General features: G+C 36.9%; 22 protein-coding genes. 21 read left to right on the forward strand and 1 reads right to left on the reverse strand.

The features are described from left to right. The 20 genes from CLV38_RS06825 (at nt 1) to CLV38_RS06915 (ending at nt 19,431) form a co-directional block, all read left to right on the forward strand. Complete coding sequence (locus CLV38_RS06825) at nt 1-1,119, forward strand: glycosyltransferase (protein WP_106193214.1); 1,119 nt, start codon at nt 1-3, stop codon at nt 1,117-1,119. Between the two features lie 119 nt (nt 1,120-1,238). Further along, complete coding sequence (locus tag CLV38_RS06830; RefSeq protein WP_106193217.1) at nt 1,239-2,015, forward strand: glycosyltransferase family 32 protein; 777 nt, start codon at nt 1,239-1,241, stop codon at nt 2,013-2,015. 124 nt (nt 2,016-2,139) lie between these two features. Then, nucleotides 2,140-3,150 (forward strand): glycosyltransferase family 2 protein, encoded by a 1,011-nt coding sequence (locus tag CLV38_RS06835; RefSeq protein ID WP_170068839.1) that lies wholly within the window; start codon nt 2,140-2,142, stop codon nt 3,148-3,150. A 402-nt stretch (nt 3,151-3,552) separates the two neighbouring features. Then, entirely contained in the window at nt 3,553-4,632 is a 1,080-nt protein-coding gene (locus CLV38_RS06840; RefSeq protein WP_106193222.1) for a glycosyltransferase family 2 protein, read from the forward strand. Continuing rightward, a complete protein-coding gene (locus CLV38_RS06845; RefSeq protein ID WP_106193225.1) occupies nt 4,629-5,630 on the forward strand; it encodes a glycosyltransferase family 2 protein in 1,002 nt (333 codons plus the stop codon). The genes CLV38_RS06840 and CLV38_RS06845 overlap by 4 nt, the downstream gene beginning before the upstream one ends. A gap of 135 nt (nt 5,631-5,765) precedes the next feature. Continuing rightward, on the forward strand, nt 5,766-7,241 hold the full coding sequence (locus CLV38_RS06850) for a lipopolysaccharide biosynthesis protein (RefSeq protein WP_106193228.1): 1,476 nt from the start codon (nt 5,766-5,768) through the stop codon (nt 7,239-7,241). 347 nt (nt 7,242-7,588) lie between these two features. Then, nucleotides 7,589-8,257: a sugar transferase gene (locus CLV38_RS06855; RefSeq protein ID WP_106193231.1), complete on the forward strand. Its 669-nt coding sequence runs from the start codon at nt 7,589-7,591 to the stop codon at nt 8,255-8,257. Between the two features lie 226 nt (nt 8,258-8,483). Further along, the gene (locus tag CLV38_RS06860) at nt 8,484-9,380 is read left to right on the forward strand and encodes a LicD family protein (protein WP_106193233.1); all 897 of its coding nucleotides are present in this window, start codon (nt 8,484-8,486) and stop codon (nt 9,378-9,380) included. Further along, entirely contained in the window at nt 9,319-10,035 is a 717-nt protein-coding gene (locus tag CLV38_RS06865) for an IspD/TarI family cytidylyltransferase (protein ID WP_106193235.1), read from the forward strand. Before CLV38_RS06860 ends, CLV38_RS06865 begins: the two co-directional genes overlap by 62 nt. A 139-nt stretch (nt 10,036-10,174) precedes the next feature. After that, the gene (locus CLV38_RS06870) at nt 10,175-10,468 is read left to right on the forward strand and encodes a transposase (RefSeq protein ID WP_106193238.1); all 294 of its coding nucleotides are present in this window, start codon (nt 10,175-10,177) and stop codon (nt 10,466-10,468) included. A gap of 393 nt (nt 10,469-10,861) precedes the next feature. Continuing rightward, a complete protein-coding gene (locus CLV38_RS06875; protein ID WP_106193240.1) occupies nt 10,862-11,896 on the forward strand; it encodes a hypothetical protein in 1,035 nt (344 codons plus the stop codon). A gap of 62 nt (nt 11,897-11,958) precedes the next feature. Next, complete coding sequence (locus CLV38_RS06880; RefSeq protein ID WP_106193242.1) at nt 11,959-12,516, forward strand: ATP-grasp domain-containing protein; 558 nt, start codon at nt 11,959-11,961, stop codon at nt 12,514-12,516. After that, a complete protein-coding gene (locus CLV38_RS06885) occupies nt 12,503-12,970 on the forward strand; it encodes a hypothetical protein (protein WP_106193244.1) in 468 nt (155 codons plus the stop codon). Before CLV38_RS06880 ends, CLV38_RS06885 begins: the two co-directional genes overlap by 14 nt. Nucleotides 12,971-13,233: 263 nt before the next feature. Next, complete coding sequence (locus CLV38_RS06890; RefSeq protein ID WP_106193246.1) at nt 13,234-14,460, forward strand: MFS transporter; 1,227 nt, start codon at nt 13,234-13,236, stop codon at nt 14,458-14,460. 37 nt (nt 14,461-14,497) lie between these two features. Beyond that, nucleotides 14,498-15,598, forward strand: coding sequence for a lactate oxidase (locus CLV38_RS06895; protein WP_106193249.1), 1,101 nt, complete (start codon nt 14,498-14,500; stop codon nt 15,596-15,598). A gap of 392 nt (nt 15,599-15,990) precedes the next feature. Then, nucleotides 15,991-16,821, forward strand: a complete 831-nt coding sequence (locus tag CLV38_RS06900) for a sugar phosphate isomerase/epimerase family protein (protein WP_106193252.1) — start codon at nt 15,991-15,993, stop codon at nt 16,819-16,821. A 31-nt stretch (nt 16,822-16,852) separates the two neighbouring features. After that, complete coding sequence (locus CLV38_RS14045; RefSeq protein WP_281260046.1) at nt 16,853-17,485, forward strand: dihydroxyacetone kinase subunit DhaK; 633 nt, start codon at nt 16,853-16,855, stop codon at nt 17,483-17,485. An 83-nt stretch (nt 17,486-17,568) separates the two neighbouring features. Beyond that, the gene (locus tag CLV38_RS14050; protein WP_281260047.1) at nt 17,569-17,847 is read left to right on the forward strand and encodes a dihydroxyacetone kinase subunit DhaK; all 279 of its coding nucleotides are present in this window, start codon (nt 17,569-17,571) and stop codon (nt 17,845-17,847) included. Between the two features lie 12 nt (nt 17,848-17,859). After that, on the forward strand, nt 17,860-18,495 hold the full coding sequence (dhaL, locus tag CLV38_RS06910; protein WP_106193254.1) for a dihydroxyacetone kinase subunit DhaL: 636 nt from the start codon (nt 17,860-17,862) through the stop codon (nt 18,493-18,495). Nucleotides 18,496-18,543: 48 nt separating this feature from the next. After that, nucleotides 18,544-19,431: an NAD(P)-binding domain-containing protein gene (locus CLV38_RS06915; RefSeq protein WP_106193257.1), complete on the forward strand. Its 888-nt coding sequence runs from the start codon at nt 18,544-18,546 to the stop codon at nt 19,429-19,431. A gap of 68 nt (nt 19,432-19,499) precedes the next feature. Here CLV38_RS06915 and CLV38_RS06920 read toward each other — a convergent pair whose 3' ends face one another. Beyond that, nucleotides 19,500-20,273: a DeoR/GlpR family DNA-binding transcription regulator gene (locus CLV38_RS06920; protein ID WP_106193259.1), complete on the reverse strand. Its 774-nt coding sequence runs from the start codon at nt 20,271-20,273 to the stop codon at nt 19,500-19,502. 164 nt (nt 20,274-20,437) lie between these two features. Between CLV38_RS06920 and CLV38_RS06925 the strand changes: the two genes are divergently transcribed. Then, complete coding sequence (locus CLV38_RS06925) at nt 20,438-20,905, forward strand: RpiB/LacA/LacB family sugar-phosphate isomerase (RefSeq protein WP_106193262.1); 468 nt, start codon at nt 20,438-20,440, stop codon at nt 20,903-20,905. The last annotated feature ends 90 nt before the right edge of the window (nt 20,906-20,995 follow it).

A 20,995-nucleotide genomic window follows, 5' to 3' on the forward strand; every position in this document is an offset into this window, starting at 1 on the left:
ATGAAAAAAATAGGCGTATTTGTCGATCGATGGATGTCTGGGGGAATCGAATCGTATCTCGTTTCAAACTATGAATCAATGGATTTGACACACTTGGATATCAAAATCATCACCACACGAAAATTTAGTGATATTTATGATGAAAGACTAAAAGAAATGAATATTGAAATTATTGAATTACTCAAAGAGGGAAAAGATTCAGAACTGAACAGAACATTCAAAAGTCGCGCATCATTTAAGCAAGTAATGGCTGAAGAAAATTTTGATGTGGTTCACTTAAATATTTATAACGGTGTCTCATTAAGTTATTCTAAACTAGCCTATAAATTAGGTGTGAAGCGTATTATCGCTCATTCTCACAACTCAATGATTGGTAACGTTCGTCTAAAACAGCTGAAAATGGCAGCTCATACAATTGGTAAAGTGAGGTACCAAAAATATATAACAGATTTTTGGGCATGTTCTGATCTAGCCGGGAAATGGCTCTTTTCTTCCCACCACGAAAAAAATATTCGATTGATGAAAAATGGTATCAATGCTGAAAAGTTCACCTTTGACAAAAATAAACGAAACTTGTTTAGAAAAAAGTATGCTCTTGAAGATGATGCACTTGTAGTAGGTAATATAGGAAGACTCAACAATCAGAAAAATCAGATATTTTTGATTGATTTAGCCGATAATCTACGCAATAAAAATATTCAGTTTAAAATGATGATTGCTGGAGAAGGAGAACTTAAAGAGGAACTCGAACAACAAATTAAAGACAGGAACCTGGAAAACAATGTGTGTTTAATCGGAACAATAACCGACACACCAACTTTTTATTCAGGAATTGATTTGTTTCTTCTGCCTTCTTTGTTCGAAGGCAATCCCATAGTCGGGATTGAAGCTCAATGTTCAGGATTGAGATGCTACTTTTCTGACAAAATAACTAAACAATTAAAAATAGTGGAATCTTCTGAATTTTTACCAATTGACTCAACAGATCACTGGGTAGAAGCAATAAGTCGGACTGCCTATATAAAATGTGATAGACCTAAAATGGTTAAGGCAGTAAAAGACAAAAAATATGATATTAAAGATACTTCTTATGAAATGAACAGAGAACTTCTAGTATAAAGCTCATTCTGGAGGGTTGTCATTAACTAACAGGTATTCATCTTATTAATTTTAAATTGATCGATATATTTAGTAATCCTAGTAACAAACAGTATGTTTAAAGGAGGGAGTACAACTTTATGATTCCTAAGGTTATACACTATATTTGGTTGGGTGATACAATGCCAAATGAGTTACAAAATTATGTCAATAGTTGGGAAAAAGCGTTACCTGATTATACATTTATTAAATGGTCCATGTCTAATTGGAATAACGAATCCAAGTATCCGATTGTAAGGGATTGTTTGGCTAATAAAATGTACGCTCATGCTTCTGATATCATCAGACTAGACGTTTTGTTATCGTATGGCGGTATTTATTTAGATACTGATGTCAGTATTCATAAATCATTTGACTCACTTCTTGATACGCCTTTATTTTTGGGAAGGATTTATAGGAATCTTCTAGGATCTGCAGTAATTGGTTCAGAAAAAAATAACCAGTTACTCAAAACTATTCTTAAAGAGTACGAGAATATAACATTAAACGAAATTAAGTATGGAAATAGATTCGATACTAACAATTCTACATTAACTTATTTCTTTTTAGATAATTACAACGATTTTAAACTAGATAATGTTAATCAGACAATGAACGATGGGACGAAAATTTTTAAAAAAGAGTATTTTGAACAACCCTCAGTTAACAGTCATATAAATTATGCTGTTCACCATTACATGGGGAGCTGGAGGAACAAGACAAATAGTGCTTTCGAGAAATTCAAAGTGATTTCCAGGTTTTTGATTCCCCCTTATATTTATGGACAGATCAGTTCAAGTAGAGGGGCGAAAAAAAATAACCGGTTTGATGTCTACAAAAAATCAGCTACAAATCTCAGTCGTGATTTTAAAGAATGAAGACGGAGAAATTGTAAATAACTCTTTTACTATTAACAATTTTCAATATGAAGTAGTTAATCTTGATCCGTTTTCCACTTGATTTTTGCTTAATTATATAATACTGAAGGAAGGTGTCTCTATTGTGATAACTATTAGTTATGTCATTCCTACGTATAACAATCTAACATTATTAAAAAGATGCCTTTCATCTATTCTTCCTCAGCTAGAAAATGGAGATAAGATTATCATTGTCGATGATGGCAGTGAAGATGGAACGTTTGAATTCGTTAAAGATAATTACAAAAAAGATAATATTGTGATTGTGCAACAGAAAAATGCTGGATCGGGAGCAGCTCGAAATAGAGGAATCGCAATGAGTGATACTAAATTCATTTGGTTTATTGATTCTGATGATTATATACTGGAGAGTTCTTCTAATAAAGCAAAGAACATCTTAAAAAAAGAAGGATACGATCTATTGTTTTTTGATTATGTCATCAAAGAAAATAATGATGAAATTGTTAGAAAAATAAACTTGAATCCTAAAATCAAAACAGAGTTGCTTTTAACCATTCACTATCCGTGGAATAAAATAATAAACAAGCAATTATTTGAATCAGTTGAGTTTCCAAAAGACAGAATAAATTATGAAGATCATGGGACAATACCGATAATAATCAGTAGAGCACAGCATATAGGATATGAAAATGACACTTATTATTACTATGATTATAATCACCCAAATAACATTTCAAAGCAAAAAGAGAAAAACGATGATATGTATCTAGCCTTTGCTAACTTAATCAGATACTATAACGAAGGCTTTTTGAAGAACGAAGATATGGATCTTCTGTTTATTCAAACATTCATATTCACTCAATTATTTAACACTCCCAGCTATAAGTTTAAGGATGTTTATCTCAATTCATCTAAAGTTAAACATTATTTATCAGATGCCTTTCCTGGCTGGAAGCAGTCCCCCTATATTAATTTTAACTTTGCTGATCAACATCGTCACGTTATTAATAACTTGAAAATCAAAGTAGGGGTTGGCATTCTATTTAAGTACAACATATTTGGAAGCTCAGTCTTAATATATGCATTAAGACTATATAAAAATGTGTCAAAGAAAATGGGGATAATCTTACACTAAAATAGATTTGACTAAGTCAAGTTGCGTGCATTCAGTATTGATCACCTTCAACTACTCTTCCACATTCTCAACTAAATTTAACCCTACGCAAAATATAAACCTCAAAACAGTTATGTCATTATAATTCCTCCACTCTTTTTTTAGTCTTTCTTCGAAGTATAACCTTCATCTACCTTATTTCATCCACTTTAAACGTATAATCCAATTCTTCTTCTCATTCATTAATCTGAAATTTCAAGCATGATAGTTGTGTGGGAAATAGTCAAATTTAAGTTGTTCAGACCTTCTTTAGTAAGTATATTGCGATAGACCTAACGATAGGTAATTCTATAAACATATTAAGAGAACTCAGTATTATTAATTTCTTTTGAGAAGAATAATTAATAGGTAAGGAGACTTTATATGACAGCAATCAGTATTATCATGCCAGTTTATGATGTAGAAAAATATGTTAAAAAAGCGATAGACACTATCCTTAACCAGACTTATGATGATTTCGAGCTGATAATCGTTAACGATGGAACTAGAGACAATTCCATGATGATAGTTGATACTTTTGCAAAATCGGATAATAGAATAAAAATTATAAATCAAGAAAACAGAGGACTATCTGCTGCAAGAAATGCTGGGATTAAAGTAGCTCGTGGTGACTATATCTGTTTTATTGATAGTGATGATGAAGTAAATAATCAGATGTTAATGATTGTAATGAACGAGCTATTAACTAAGCAACCTGACGTATTAATGTTTGGTATGTATATTGAGAAAATAATAGCCAACGAAAAAAAAATTGATACACTGAAATTGAATAGTCCTAGGAAGGAATGTACTAGGAAAAGCATGAAAGACATTGTACTTGATGATACGCTCATTGAATTAATTGGTTATTCAACTAACAAAATGTACAAGCGAAAGACTATAACAACTCACAATATTCTCTTCAATGAAAAAATTGAGTTGTTAGAAGATATAAACTTTAATGAAAAGATTTTTAGAGTGACTGATAAGTTTATGATTATAGAAGATTGTTTGTATCATTATAAGCGAAGGAATCGAAATTCGTTAGTTAATACCTTTCAACTCCATTATTATGATTTGCAAATGGCCGGAATTCACTCTCGAAGACAAATTTTTGAGAGTTGGGGAATTGATGAGCAGACAATTGAATCACTCATTGCAAAACTTCATATTCGGGCGATAAGAGGCTCCTGTTCAAATCTATTTGTTAATTTAAACAGGCTTTCATTCAAAGAAAAATGTCTCATCATAGATTTAATTCTCCATTGCCCGTTAACCATTGCTCGGATTAAACAGTTCCCCACAGCAAGTTTCCACGATATAGCTTTAAAACTCATTATTAAGAGGAAAAAAAGTCTCACATTAGCGATTATCAGCTTCTTATATTCTTTTAATACTAAAAATAAAAGAGGACTCAAGGGAAACCATTTATCTAAACTGATAAAAAAAGGAGAATTAATATGAGTGTGAAAGTGAGTATAAGTGTAACAACATATAATCAGGAAAAATATATTGAGCAGACTTTGGAGAGTCTATTGATGCAAATAGCTAACTTTGATTTTGAAATTTTAATTAATGATGATGCTTCTTCAGATAAATCTCAAGATATCATAAGGCAATATGAAGAGAAGTATCCGGCTATCATCAAACCTATTTATCAGAGAGAAAATCAATATTCACAAGGGAAAGAAGTCCATTATACGTTCAATTACACTCGTGCACAGGGTAAATATATTGCATACTGCGACGGAGATGATTATTGGACTGATCCTTTAAAACTTCAGAAACAATTTGATTTTATGGAATCTCACTCGCATGTCAGCGCATGTGTTCACGCGGGTAAAGCCGTTAACGAGAAAGGAACCAGGATTCTTTGGACACAACGTGCTGATCAGAAAAACACTTACTTGAATACCGGAAAGGTCATTTCTTCTCAGGGAATGTTTGCTTCGAACTCGCTTTTTATGAGAAATTATTTTACTGGTGACTATAAGGTGCCTGATTGGTTTCACGAAGCTAAAATAACTGACTACCCCTTATATCTTATTTTATCAACTAAAGGAGACCTATATTACATGGATGATATTATGTGCTCCTTCCGTGTTGCATCTAACGGGTCCTTTACTCAAGTTGTTCTAAATGATCCTAATCGGAAAAAAACTCATTTGTATGAAATGATAGATTTACTCGAATCTTTTAACCAAGCTACAAACTCACTTTATGAAAAAGAAATTTCCGATCAGATCAAGCATAACCTATATGATTATGTATCAACTGATATAAACGTGATTAAATCTAATCCAGAGGAGTTTCAGCAGTTATATGATTTAGTGCCTTTAAAAATGAAAATGAAATTAAATGCTAGATATTATGTGCCAGGGGCGGTTAGGTTTTTAAAAAAAGTGAAAGAACCTATTGTAATGGTTTTTAAGCCTAAAGAAGAGTTTTTTATCGAAAGTTAAAAATGAATCTAGAGGGATTGAACCGATATTGAAAAACTATAAAAGTCAGAAATGAGAGCAATCACTTTAAATCAAAAGAGTAACGACACTATATTAACAGTTTAATAAAATCGATTGAAGAATAGAGGAGTTTTTATGAAAAAAGTTGACTCTTCGAAAGAGACGACATTAAGAAAAATGGTTTGGAGTTTTATGGATACTTTCGGATCTAAAGGAATCTATTTAATCATTCAATTAATTCTAGCCAGAATTTTAACACCATCAGATTTTGGTGTAATAGGAATCGTCAGTATATTTATAGTTTTATCCACTGTACTTTACGATAGTGGATTTGCGAATGCATTACTTCGAGAAAAAGAGTCGACGCAAAGTGATTATTCTACTGTATTTCTCTATAATTTAATGGTTTCGACTAGTCTTTATTTTATATTAGTGATCTCATCAGGCATTATAAGTCGTTATTTTGATACACCGCAAATGGGAAATATTATTCGAGTCCTGGGCATAGTCTTAATTATTGATTCAGTTGGGTTTGTCCAGAGAATTCAATTGACAAAAAAACTGGAATTTAACCTATTGATGAAAATCAATATTAGTTGCCCTATAATTTCTGGTGTTGTTGGCATTGCGTTGGCCTTAAACGGTTTTGGAATATGGAGTCTGGTTTTTAAATTGCTTATGACACAAGCACTGCTGGCACTTCTTTATACCATTACGAACCGATGGAAACCATCTTTAGTATTTAGTAAGACGTCGTTTAAGCGTCTTTTCAATTTTGGGTGGAAACTGTTAGCAGCAAAATTGATATCACAGTTTTACGAAAATTTATATGCACTCATTATCGGTAGTGGGTTTTCAATGTCAACATTGGGCTTTTATACTGAAGCACAAAAGTTAAGTACAAGTGCTTCATATTCCATTGAGTCTTCTGTAGAACAAGTCAGTTATCCTGTGTTGAGTAAGTTTCAGGACGATGAGCCGAGACTAAAAGATGCTTTTCAGAAAACGTTTAGAAACACAGTATTTATTATATTTCCTGTGATGTTAGTACTGGCTGCTATAGCCCCAGCCATGTTCAGATTATTATTAGGGGACAATTGGTTACCAGCGATACCCTATTTTCAAATCATGTGTTTTGCCGGGATATTTACGCCACTTCACTCCTTGAATTTAAATATACTTCAAGTAAAAGGACGGTCTGACTTATACCTAAGAAAATCTATAATAGGAAACTTAATTGCAACGATTGTTGTAGGTTCTGTTCTTATATTTAACTTAGGAATTTATGGTCTGCTATGGGGACTTGTCGTTGACTACTTTATTTCTTATTTTAATAATGCTTCACATACTAAACTATTAATCGGTTATTCAATAGTGGATCAGTTAAAAGATATCAGAATAGTTTTTGCAATCTCACTGTTTACTGCTGTTGTTGCCTATTCATTTAATACTATGAACTTTATTAATGACTTTATTTTGATATCAACCCAATTAATGACTAGTGCTTTCATATACCTCGCTCTTTCATATGTATTCAAAATAAAGGAATTAAGTACCGTGTATCTACTTACACAACCCATTCAGAAAAAGATCTGGTTAAAGAGAATTTAACTGATGTACGTCAATCCACTTCGAATTTTTGTTTTATCCACGCCTCCACTAATCATAACCTCAAGCTATATAAGTCATAACCTTTCCTTAAAACAACTCCAATTCAATCAATCCGAGCTCCTATCGAACCCTACCTAAAGATTTGACAGGCTGATACTAATTTTAATGTCACCAACCTCAATAGATTTAGCTTTTGCTCAATGTTCTCTATTTAGCACTATTAAAAAATATACTAATAAGTTTATTTTTTAGAAAATTTCAGCTATCAATGCATCTTTTTTTATCCTTGTTGATTCATCCAAACCAGCTATCATTTTATTTAGATTAAAAGAGAGAAGGGTAACGATATGGAAAAAGAATTTGATAAAAGTTATATGAAAAGAAAGCTCTATTATGATAATCTTGTCTACCTGCCATTTAAAAGATTAATTGATATCACTGCTGCTTTTACAGCACTATTCATTCTATTACCTTTATTGCTTATTATTTCATCATTTTACTTATATGGGGAAAATAAAGGAAATATATTATTTAAGCAAAAAAGAATTGGGTTGAATGGTGATGAATTTTATATTTACAAATTTCGCTCTATGATCGTTGATGCTGAAGAGTGCTTGAAAAGAGACGCCCTTCTATACACTAAATACGTTGAAAATAACTATAAATTAGATCCTGAAGAAGATCCTCGAATAACTAAGTTGGGCTGTTTTTTGAGAAAAACGAGTTTAGATGAATTACCTCAATTTTTCAATGTGATGATAGGGAATATGAGTCTAGTTGGCCCACGACCTGTTGTAAATGAAGAACTTCTTGAATACAAAGATAGAAAAGATGCATTTCTATCAGTTAAACCTGGCATTACAGGGTATTGGCAAGCGAATGGAAGAAGTAATGTTGGTTATCCAGAACGAGTAGACATTGAACTGTATTACGTAGAAAATAAATGTTTAAAGTTAGATATATATATTTTATTTCAAACTTTTTTCAAGGTCCTTTTGAGATCAGGAGCCTATTGATTGAAAGAGGTACAGCGCTATAGAGTGGATTCTAAAGCACTCTTAACTGGAACTGATTACATCTTATGAGTGTAGGCTAATAGCTAATTAGTTATCAAAATGGTATAGAATACTAGTGTTTCAAGCTGTCATGAAAAGGTTGAGAAAAAAAGAAACCACATCAAATAAGCTGAACGAATGGCTATAATATGTTTCTATTTTGTGTAAACATTAAGGAGGAAGCCCCTTGAGAAAGGTCACACTTGATGAACAGAAAACGATCATGTTGGAAATTTTACTTTATATTGATCAAATTGCATCCTTTCATAATCTTAGGTATTCGCTGTGGGGAGGGACTATGTTGGGTGCGGTTCGACACAAAGGATTTATTCCCTGGGATGATGATATAGATATTAGTCTTCCCAGAGAAGACTATGAAAAGTTACTGAGTATTTTAAAAAGTAATAGCAGATATAGTTTATATGAGTATTCATTACAAACTGACTATACATGGGGATGGGCTAAGTTAACCCACACAAGGACTATTGACAATAAGAAAAAGTATTTTAACACAGCTTCTTCCCATGGTATTTTTGTTGATATCGTACCTATAGACGGTTTGCCTAATAAAAACAAAGATATTAAGGTATTAAAAAGAAAACTCCATAGATTGAACTTATTAGTGAAGACTTCCCAATTTCCTTCCTATGCTTCTTCGATACATCTTAAAAGGTCAATTGAAAAACTCCTTTTATTGTTCCCACTGTGTGCTTATTCCAAAGTAACAGGTGGAAAGAAAAAACATATTAAAGAATTAAACAGACTATCTAAATCTTTTACAATAAGAGATTCAAACAAATGTGGACATCTCTTATCTAGATATAAAAAAAACTTAGGATACCCTTCCAGCATTTGGGATAAGATTGATGACTATGAGTTTGAAGGCCATCTTTTCAAAGGAATCTCTGATTCCCACACCTATCTATCATTACTTTATGGGGAGGATTACATGGAAATCCCTTCAAAAGACAAACAAATTATACATGAAGAACATGCATTTTACAGAGTGGATGGTGAGGCAGATGAATATTGCTATGATAATGGCAAGTGGTCAGGGTCAGCGAATGGGCCAGAATATTCCTAAACAGTTTATAAACGTAGAGGATAAACCAATAATAGTCTACACAATAGAAAAATTTCAGAAGCATCCCCAAATTGATAAGATACTGGTAGTTTGTTTAGAAGGGTGGGAAAGTGTTTTAAATGCATATGCACTTCAATTTAATTTGACGAAACTGGAGTGGATAGTGAGTGGCAGCATGGAGAGACAGAAGTCTATCTTAAATGGCTTACAGAAATTAAAAGAAGTGGCAGGTTCGGACGACTTTATCATATTGCATGATGGTGTAAGACCCTTAGTATCTTTAGATATTATTTCTGACCTAATAGTGACTGCTACTAAATACGGAAACGCAATTTCTTCCTTACCTGTGGTAGATCAGATAGTCGTACGAAATGATGATAAGACAACGTCCAAATCTATTCCGAGAGACAAATTGAGAATTGTGACAACGCCACAAGCCTATATGTTGGGAGACATATTGAGAACTTATGAGAAAGCGTACAGTGACGGTAAAGCAATGGCAGGCAATCATTCAATTAATACGCTTATGCATGAATATGGAGAAAAATTATATTTTTCAAAAGGCAGTGAACTTAACTTCAAGTTAACATCTATAGATGATATTTACCGTTTTAAAGCCATTCTGAAAACTGAGAAGGTAGAATGGATTAAATAAAAAAGTATAAGTGATTAAATTAAGCAGTCATTATATTGCAACACTTACTCATGTGACTACTAAAGCACTCTGTTTTTCCTACTTTTCAGATTCAAGACTGATGCATTTGACATGTTTACCACTCTAGGAGGAAATCGCAATGCAAAATCGAAAAAAAAGACGCGTATTTTCATTAGAATTTAAGAAGGAAGTAGTTAAACTGTATAAATCGGGCAAATCAAGAAAAGAAATTATAAATAGTTATAATTTAAGCCCGTCTACTTTTGACAAATGGGTCCAGCAATTTAAGAATGCTGATTTAGAACTAGATACTGAAGAATTTGATTTTTGTGAAGGTGAAGTCAAGGAATTACAAAAGAAAATTATTCAGTTACAAAATGAAAATAAAGTTCTAAGAGAAGCTGCTATGATTTTTGCTCGAAAGACTTATTAAATGTAGAAAAGATACTTCTTTTCAAAGAGCTTACTTGAATATCATCGTATATAAGCTCTTTTTATATCACATATGATTATTTCCTAATGGGTCGTTCAGAAGAATATAAGTGAATATAGTAACATTTGGTTTTAGCACCTCGGTCAATCTTATAACCGTGTACAAACTAATCAGCAATAATTGCGTATTCAAAACTAGTAGAAAATAACTTCTCAATAATCTAATTAACTTCTATATTTTACATGAAAATTATCTGTAGATTATAGCACGTGTTTAAGGCATATAATTTGATATGCCTTAATTTTTTTCTCATGACGTAAAGTCTTCTCCAATAAGAGTTTTATAAAAATATGATAGTATAAGGATAGAACTTCTATTAGGAGGATTTATTACATGACGCAAGAGCAACCAACTCTAACAAGATCTGAACAAAAACAAGCTGAACTAGAAGAACGCGAAGGGCTAAAATCCCGATTACTTGAAGAAGAAGCGCTGCGCCGCGGCCACCAGACAAGACGACTGACGTACGATACAGCCATCATTACGATTAATTCCCAAGACTGTCTGTTTAAAGATATGAATGGACCTCTTTCGTCTGCAGCAAATATGGAGATATGTGATAACAAACATGTCGCTCGGTCACTCCTCAAAGCAAATGGATTGACGGTACCGGCTTCCACTTATGTGAGATTAACTGAGAAAGACAAAATAGAGGACTTTGCCCAAGAGATCGGGTTCCCAGTTGTTATCAAGCCAAACAACTTAGCGAGAGGGGAAGGCGTTTTTACTCATATCGACAGTGTTGACTCCCTTCATACACACCTTGAAAAGTTATCCAAATTAATTAAAGACGAAACGGAGAAAATTCTGATTGAGAAACAGTTTATCGGAGATGATTTCCGGTTCTTCGTTGTTGATGGAGAAGTGCTGGCAACGACTAAACGTGCACGGTCAAATGTCACTGGAGACGGGATTCATACGGTCCTGAAGCTGATTGAGGCTAAGAACAAGCTGCGTCTTGAAAATAGAGACTTAAAGAACTTTCTAATCCCGACTGACCCGGCTAAATTGGGCCGGTTGTTCAGACAAGGAAAAACGCTGGATTCTGTTTTAGACGATGGAGAGTATATTGAAGTAAGGGATGAATCAAACATTGCTAGTGGAGGAGACGGTATCGATTTTCACGAAACAGTCCATCCGACTTTCAAGGAAATTGCTGTCCAGGCAATCCAGTCCGTACCTGGTCTGCATTACGGAGGAGTGGATGTGATTGCTGAGGATATCACGGTAGAGCCAACGGAAGATAACCATGTTGTGACGGAGGTCGAGTTCAGTCCAGGACCATTAAGTATGTTCCCATGGGAAGGACCACCCCGTGATATGGCAGGTCCAATATTGGACTTTTATGAAAAGACACTTAATAGCTAAAAATTAAATAAGAACTAGGAAAATTTTCGAGACTTCTTATACTGAATGAGGAGGGTCATTTCATGTCCAGCAATTATTATGAGCCTGCTTCTATAGATGATGCACAACAGAAACAGGCAGATTATGAACGGAAAGAAGGCTTTAAATCCGTCTTGCTTGAAGAAGAAGCGTTGAGAAGAGGGTACCCTGTCAGACGGCTCATGTTCGATACGATGATCATCACAATAGGAAACAGCGACCTGTTGTTTAAGGATATGAATGGCCCATCTTCGTCAGCTGCTATTCAGGAGATCTGTGATAACAAGTATGTAGCGCGTTCGATTGTATCTGAATCAGGTGTCAATGTGCCGAAGTCTGCCTATATTCGCTTGAATCAGACAGAAGTTTTTATCCAGTTTGCCAGACAGATAGAGTACCCGGTCGTCTTTAAACCCAACAATCTGTCGCGTGGAGAGGGTGTCTTCCTTAATATTGATTCAGACGAGGCTTTGGAGCATCATCTTGCAAAGATAGCTGATTTAGTTCCAGAACCTCAAGAGAATATTTTAATTGAAAAGCAATATATGGGAGATGACTTCCGTTACCAAAAGAGCACGTGCCAGTGTAGTGGGAGACGGTAGACATACAATTCATGAGCTGATCAAACTGAAAAATGAGGTTAGAAAACAAAATAGAAACCTCAAAGAATGTCTGTTTCCAACGGACTGTGACGTATTTAATCGATTAATTAGAGAAGGCAAGTCGCTCGACGCTATTCCTTCTGATAAGGAAGTGGTGATCTTGAGGGATGAATCTAACATTTCTCACGGAGGAGACAGTATCGATTACACAGATGCTGTTCACCCAGATTATCACGAGATTGCACTCAGAACGATCCAGTCCATACCGGGTTTACACTATGCTGGTCTGGATATTATCGCAAAGGATATTACTGAAGCGCCTACGAAAGACAATTATGTCGTAACTCAAGTGGAATTTAGCCCGGGTCCAATCAGTATGTACCCGTGGGAAGGTGAAGCCAGAGAGATGGCTGCTCCAATTTTGGATTATTATGAGACAGTTTATAGTTTCTGACAGGAAAAATAAATTATTGAGCAAGTCTGTAAAGAAACATCAGCGTAACTAGCGGATGTTTCTTTTTTTAGGAATAGTTTAAATGCACCTCTAAATCAGTCTTTAAGAATATAAATTGAGGGAGTTTAGAATACAGATTTTATGCTGACCAAGAATTTGATTGAAGTAAAGCGTTATCTTTATAAACCGACCTGTAAAACACCCTGACAAGAGCGTATACTAGAAGTATTATAAAAAATTTCAAAAGGAGAGGAGTCAGGAATGTGAAGAATAAGAGTATGAAACACTGGATCGTGATGCTGACTCTGTGTGGGATTACGATAAGTGCGATTGGGCTTCCGGTAATGACAAATGGTGTCTTTATCACGCCAATTGCAGACAGTCTGGGTGTGTACCGCGGATCAGTTGCGATGCACAACACGCTGACATTATTTATGAAAGCTATTATGTCATTATATGCAGGCATTCTGATCAAAAAGTACCCATTTAAATTAGTCATCCTGTTCGGGGTTCTCCTGGCAGGTATTTCAAATATCTTACTGGGATTCGCAAATTCTATCCTTATATTTAATATACTGGGAATTGTCAGAGGAATTGGGTCAGGATTACTGGCGTGGGTCCCCGTGACAATCGTCGTAAATGAATGGTTCGAAGAAAAGCACGGGTTAGTGATGAGTATTGTTTTGAGTTTCAGTAGTGTAACGGGTGCTGTATTTTCACCTATTTTCACTAATCTAATTGACACGATCGGCTGGGAACAGTCTTACCAGATCATGGGGCTGTTGATTATTGCCTTTACTATTCCAGCTATAGTCATTCCGTACACCCTTGATCCAAGAGATTCTGGTTACTTACCATACGGTTATGTGGAAGTAGACGAAGAAACAGTCAATAAAAAAGGACGGACGATTAAACGGGAAGATCAGAGAGGCGTTAGTGGGCTGTTATTCGGGCTGATGTTTGCCTTTACGTTGCTTCAAACCATGCTCATTGGCGTTCCTCAGCATTTCCCTGGATTCGCTCAGACGGTCAATCTGACCAGTGGAGTAGGCGCCACCATGCTGTCTTTAGCTATGATCAGCAGTATCGGATTCAAGCTTGGAATGGGCTATATCAGTGATTTTGTCGGGCCCATTAAAAGTACGCTAAGTATGATTTTCCTAGTTGCTGTAGCAAGTTTACTGTTCATCTTTTTCCATACAGAAGGCACCTTATACGCCTCCTCTTTATTATACGGGGCCGTATTCTCGATACCATCAGTTAGTGTCACGTTACTGACAAAAGAATTTTTTGGTCGTTATCATTTTGTCAGGCTGTATCCGATCCTGGCTTTTGCTACCAGTTTAGGTGGGGCTTTATCGATTTCCCTTGTAGGGTATATATTCGACTTCACAGGCTCATACATTCCTGCCTTTATCTTCTCGCTGGCGGTCAATCTTGTGAACTTTGGGATTTTATGGGGTATGGTTAGATTATACAAAAACAAATAAGTGAATGCTTAGTCAATAAGAATTAAGGAGCTGTCATATGAGTCAGAATCAGGCAACTTACACTGCACCTTCAAAAAACCAGTCACTGGACATCGTTAATGTTTACGACCTAGAGCAGCAAGCCAGTCAGATCATTCCAAAAGGAGGGTTTGACTACATTGCCGGCGGAGCAGGGGATGAATATACTTTAGATCAGAATATTACGTCATTTAACCAAAAACGTATTCTGCCACGTGTTCTCGCAGATGTCGAAAACCCTGATACACGAACGACCCTATTTGGAAGTGAACTCCCCTCGCCGATTATCATGGCGCCTATTGCAGCTCATGGTCTCGCTCATGAAAGTAGAGAAGTGGGAACTGCTAAAGGCGTATCTGATTATGGAACGATACTGTCTATCAGCACCTATACGGGATCTGAGCTTTCAGAAACCTCTAAAGTCATGGGGGACACACCCAAATGGTTTCAACTATACATGAGTAAGGATAACGAAGTGAATAAAGCCATCATTGATGATGCGAAAGCAGACGGCGCTACAGCAATTGTGTTGACCGCAGATGCGACTGTTATGGGCAACAGAGAAAAGGACAAGCTGAACCAATTTGTGTTCCCATTTGATATGCCGATTGTGTCGCGTTATTTGAGAGGCTTTATCGAAGACAGGGCGCTCAATAATATTTATCTGGAATCCAAACAGAAAATCAATACAGACGATGTCAGATTTATTGCGGAGTATTCCGACATGCCGGTGATTGTTAAAGGCATTCAGGCGCCGGAAGATGCTATAAAAGCAATCGATGCTGGTGCGGCAGGGATTTGGGTGTCGAACCACGGGGGACGTCAACTAGACGGGGCGCCAGGCTCTTTTGAGACATTGGCTTTGATTTCTGAAGCTGTATCAAAACGCGTACCTATCATATTTGACAGTGGGATAAGACGGGGTGAACACATTTTTAAAGCACTGGCCATGGGAGCGGACTGTGTCGCGATAGGCCGGCCAGTATTATATGGACTGGCGCTTGGAGGAGCAAAAGGCGTCACGTCCGTTTTTGAGTATTTTGAGAATGATTTAAAACGAGTCATGCAGTTGGCTGGAACGCAGACAGTTGAAGATATTAAGAAAACCGCTTTAGTTTAAATATAAAGCTAGCCTTTACCGCAGAATCTGTAAAAAGATTCGCTGGTGAAGGCTTTTTTTAATTAACTGGACATCATTCGTCACAAAGGACTTCTGCTGATTCCTAAGCGTAATACTGTTTTGGTCTTTTAATAATTTTCTTCTTCCATAACTAGGGAGATAGATCTTCAAGGGTTACGTTTCCTCTATTTGCATAATAACAAAACCGTCGATGTGTTTTATTATTATTTGTTGTCGTTTGTTGTCGTTTGTATTGACAGCGATTTCAATAATCGGTATGATAGAGCTAAGATAAACGGGCTGTTAGAACTGCTTTTTTCATAAAATGTAAGCCGTTTAATTGTGATTTTATTACCACTACTTTTTTAATAGAGTGTATAGGAGGATGAAGAATGACCATAAAATTTGGATGCCAGGGATCGACATGGGTGCTCAATTATGATATTGAAGCGGACGTGATCGACCAGTTAATGGATGACGTACAAAATGCGGGGTTTGAAGGAATCGATATTCAAGTTGCTTTGCTGGGGAAATACAGAGAACACCCTGAAAAACTGAAAAAAGAACTGGACAACAGAGGGTTGGAACTGGCTGCCTTGACTTTACCGACGAGCTTTAAAGGTGGAGAAGAAAGTGATGCCGAGCGTAAAGATTCAGAATACTATATGGATTACTTAAAGCATTTCCCTGGAGCGCTCTTAAACGTTCCATCTCGAGTAGAAGAAAGTCGAGATAATCTGGAACAGAGACAAAAAGAGATTATAGAAGGTGCTAACAAGCTGGGAAAACGGGCTAAAGCGAAAGGGATCATAACCTCTATCCACCCGATTTCCTATGAAACATCTTATTTCAGGTTCAAGGATGATTACGACAGACTTCTTCAGGGATTGAATCCTGACGATATGGGTTACACACCTGACGTTGGCCATTTAACCTTTGGTGATATCGATGCTGTTGAACTGATCAAGGAATATCGTCCACTCATCAGACACGTCCACTTCAAAGACGCGACTTATTCTAAAGAGTGGAAAAAAATGGGGACTGGCGATATCGATTTCAAGGGCTGCGTTCAGGCATTAGTTGATACAGATTATGACGGATGGATCATGGTGGAAGAAGAAACAGAACTGGCTCAGAAAGAAACGCGTAAAGTGATTAAAGATATCAGTGATTACGTCAATAGAGAATTGAAACCGATTATTGAAGCTGGTAAGCAAACATAAGTATTTCGAAACTATATGAAGAGGTGATTCGATGAAAAAGTTAATTAATAATCCTGATCAGGTCGTTGAAGAAATGATCGAAGGGTATGCTTTAGCTCATAAAGATTCAGTAAAAGTGCTGGAAAATAAACGGTCGATCGTATCTACTAAAGAGACGATCGATAAGAAAGTCGGTATTCTGATTGGAGGCGGATCCGGACATGAGCCTGCATTCTTAGGTTATATTGGCGAGGGAATGGCTGATGGCGTAGCAGTGGGAAATATATTTGCTTCTCCACCTCCCTCACCCATACTGGAAACGACAAAAGCCATTGATAAAGGTGCTGGAGTCGTTTATTTGTATGGGAATTATGCTGGAGACGTTATGAACTTTGGAATGGCAGCTGAATTGGCTGACATGGAAGGGATTACTGTCAAGTCTGCCTTAACTTCGGATGATGTGGCTTCAGCTCCACTTGAAGAAAAAGAAAAACGCAGAGGGATCGCAGGCGAATTTTTCGTGTTTAAAACAGCCGGAGCAGCTGCAGACAAAGGATATGATATCGACGGGGTCGTGCGTATTGCTGAACTGACAAACAACAATACACGCTCGATGGGTGTTGGATTATCACCGTGCTATCTTCCTCAAACGGGCGAACCAAGTTTCGAGCTGGGTGAAGATTAAATGGAACTGGGCTTGGGACATCACGGTGAACCAGGAATTAAAAAAGTCCACTGGGTACGGCCGACGAAGTAGCGGACGAACTAATGACACGTATTATGGAAGAACTGAATGTGGTAGATGAAGAAGTAGCCGTTCTAGTGAACGGACTGGGATCAACGCCACAAATGGATCTGTACATTTTATTCAGACGAGTAGAGCAGATTTTAAGCGAAAAAGGGATTACAATTTACCGTTCTTATGTGGGAGACTACATTACCTCTCTTGAAATGGGTGGCGCATCGATCACTGTAACGAAACTGACGGACGAGTTGAAAGAGCTGATCGATCATCCAGTTGATTGTCCGGCATTTACACAAAAATAAGGGGGAGACCAATTGAAACTTAAAGCAGATGATATAAATGCATACCTTAAAGCCGTTACGAAAAAAGTTGAAGAAGAAAAGAATTACCTGAGTGAACTGGACCGAAAATTGGGGGATGGGGATCATGGCGTCACGATGTCGATCGGATTCACTGCAGTTGACAAGAAAATGGATGAACTGAAGGATGAACAGAAAATCAAACCGATTCTGACCAGTGCCGGCATGAGTTTTCTCGATGCAGTCGGCTCATCAGTTGGGCCACTTTATGCCAGCGGCTTGTTAAAAGCAGGAAACAGCGTCGGCGACAAGGAAGAGCTATCTGATGAAGACATCGTTACATTGTGGAGCAGTTTTGTTGATGGCGTTGAACACCGTAGCGGGGCTAAAGTTGGCGACAAGACGATTCTGGACACCCTTATTCCTTTCAGAGACAGCCTGACTGACTCGACAGACACTACAGACGTTTTAGAGCAATTCAAGGAAGCAGTAGAAGCAGGAAAAAAAGGGATGGAAGAGACTGAACAAATGCAGTCAAGTATCGGTCGATCCAGTCGATTAGGTGAACGGTCGATCGGGACTAAAGATCCTGGTGCAACCTCAGCGTATTTGATCATTCAGGCATTTTTGGATTACATGCAATCTGTTTAATCAACAGGGACGTATAAAACTCAGGAAGACTAATATGGAGGCTAATGAATGAATACAATCGGATTTATCGGGTTAGGTATCATGGGGAAACCAATGACTTTGAATTTAATCAAAGCGGGCTATTCCCTGTATGTGGCTGATCTCAATGAACGTGCAGTAAATGAAGTCTGTAAAAAAGGAGCCATCAGTTCTTCTTATGCAGAAATGACTGAAAAGTGTGAGGTTATTATCCTGATGCTGCCTCATGGGAAAATCGTGATGGATGTATTGTTTGGACCAGAAGGATTGTCCAGTCACTTGAAGGCGGGATCTTTAGTGATCGACATGAGTTCCATTTCACCGGTCGAAACCAAATTGTTTGCAGAAAAACTGGCCCTACAGAATGTGTCGTTAGTGGATGCACCGGTCAGTGGTGGAGAACCTAAAGCAATAGATGGATCGATGGCTATCATGGCAGGTGGAACTGACCAGGACTTTTCAAGAGCTTTGCCTTATTTTGAAGTAATGGGCGGAAACGTCGTACACATGGGAGACGTCGGGACAGGATCAGCAACCAAACTAGTCAATCAGATTATGGTCAGTATCCATTTAGGCGCATTGTCTGAAGCGGCGATCTTTGCCAGCAAATCAGGCATTGATTTAAACAAAATGTATGAAGCCATCAGCAATGGACTGGCCGGAAGTGCTGTCATGGATGCCAAGATTCCGATGATCGTAAACCGGGACTTTGAACCAGGTGGAAAGATGGCCACCAATTTCAAAGATTTAAGGAACATTAAAGATGCTGCTAATGCACTGAACGTTCCATTGCCATTGACTTCAATGGTAGAGGATATTTTTAGAGGACAGATAGCGAATGGCAATGGAAATAAAGATCATTCCTATATTTTAAATTATTATGAACAGACAGCCAACCACACGATCAGACATGATTAAACCTTAAGATAAAAAAAGAAGACAGCATTAGTCAGCTGTCTTTTCTTTTATAACGGCGACTAATCTTTTTAAACTAAGTGTATAGAACTGTCCGTATACTGTTGTTTTAAAGAAGGGTCAATGGTCTTTAAATTTGTAATGAACAAATCGACGTCTTTAGAAGAGGCAAAAGAGGCGATTGAACTTTTTTCCAGTTTTGAACTATCGATCAGAGCATAGACTTGTTTAGCTTCTTCAACCATTTTACGTTTCAACTCGACTTCATATAAGTTGAAATCGGTCAGGCCGTCAGCCAGACTGAATGCGTGAGCAGATAAGAATGCCATATCGATATTGACTGATTTGAGGATATGGCTGCCTAACACACCCTCTATAGCATTGGACGTACCTTTGACGACTCCGCCTATAATGATTGTGGTGATGTTGGGATTGGTCTTCAGTAAGTTCACATTATTTAAACCATTTGTCAGGATCATTAAGCGTAAAGAGGAGTCATTGATTAAAAGAGCGAGCTCATAAGCTGTGGAGCTGGCATCAAGAACGATGCAGCTGTCGTTTTGTATATAATCAAACGCTTTTTTCGCAATCTCAACTTTATATTTGTGATTCTCTTTCTTTCTAGACTGGAAATTTTCTTCTATTTTAGCTTTAGATGGGGAAGATTGAATAGTTGTAGCGCCACCGTGCGTTCGAATCAACTGTTTGTTTTCATTTAAATAGTTCAAGTCCGACCGAATAGTGGCAGGAGAGAACTTTAACAGGGAAGTCAGTTCATTGACCGTTACTGAACCCTGATCATTTAATACCTCGATTATTTTTTTGTGTCTGTCTTCAGTAAACATGTCGGTTGACCTCCTAGAGAAGTGTAGCAGTTAGTATATTCATTATAATGTATTTACGAAGGAAAATAAACGAAGGTGACAATAAGATTAAAAAAAACGACTAAACTCAATAAGAAAAGTGAAGTTTCGACAAAACTAAACAATAAAAGAAAAGGATGATAAACATGTTAATCGGTATTGGTGCGGATCATAATGCTTTTGACGCTAAAGAAGAATTGAAAACATATATTGAAGAACTGGGCCATGAAGTAAAAGACTACGGCTGTTATTCTGCTGATGATGTGGATTACCCCGGGATCGCTTTTAAAACGGCTGAAGGCGTCATAAACGAAGAAGTGGAAAGAGGGATTCTTATTTGTGGTACTGGAGTCGGAATGGCTATCTCAGCCAACAAAATTAAAGGCATCCGTGCAGCACAAGTCCATGACCCTTATTCCGCAGAGCGTGCGCAGTTAAGCAATAACGCTCAGATCATAACGTTCGGATCAAAAGTCATTGGGGTGGAAGTCATGAAGCTCTTGACGAAAGAGTATTTGTCTCACACATTCCAGGGAGGAAACTCAGGCAGAAAAGTGCAGCAGATCATTGATAAGGAGCAAGATAATGATTTAGGTTCCGGCTCGTCATGTTAAACTGAGAAAGTTTAATAGCAATATCTTAGAACACCCATGCGTTTCTTTTTGAAACTTATGGGTGTTTTAATTTGAAACAGAAATACATTT

The organism is Alkalibacterium olivapovliticus (assembly GCF_003003275.1).
Classification (GTDB): domain Bacteria; phylum Bacillota; class Bacilli; order Lactobacillales; family Carnobacteriaceae_A; genus Alkalibacterium; species Alkalibacterium olivapovliticum.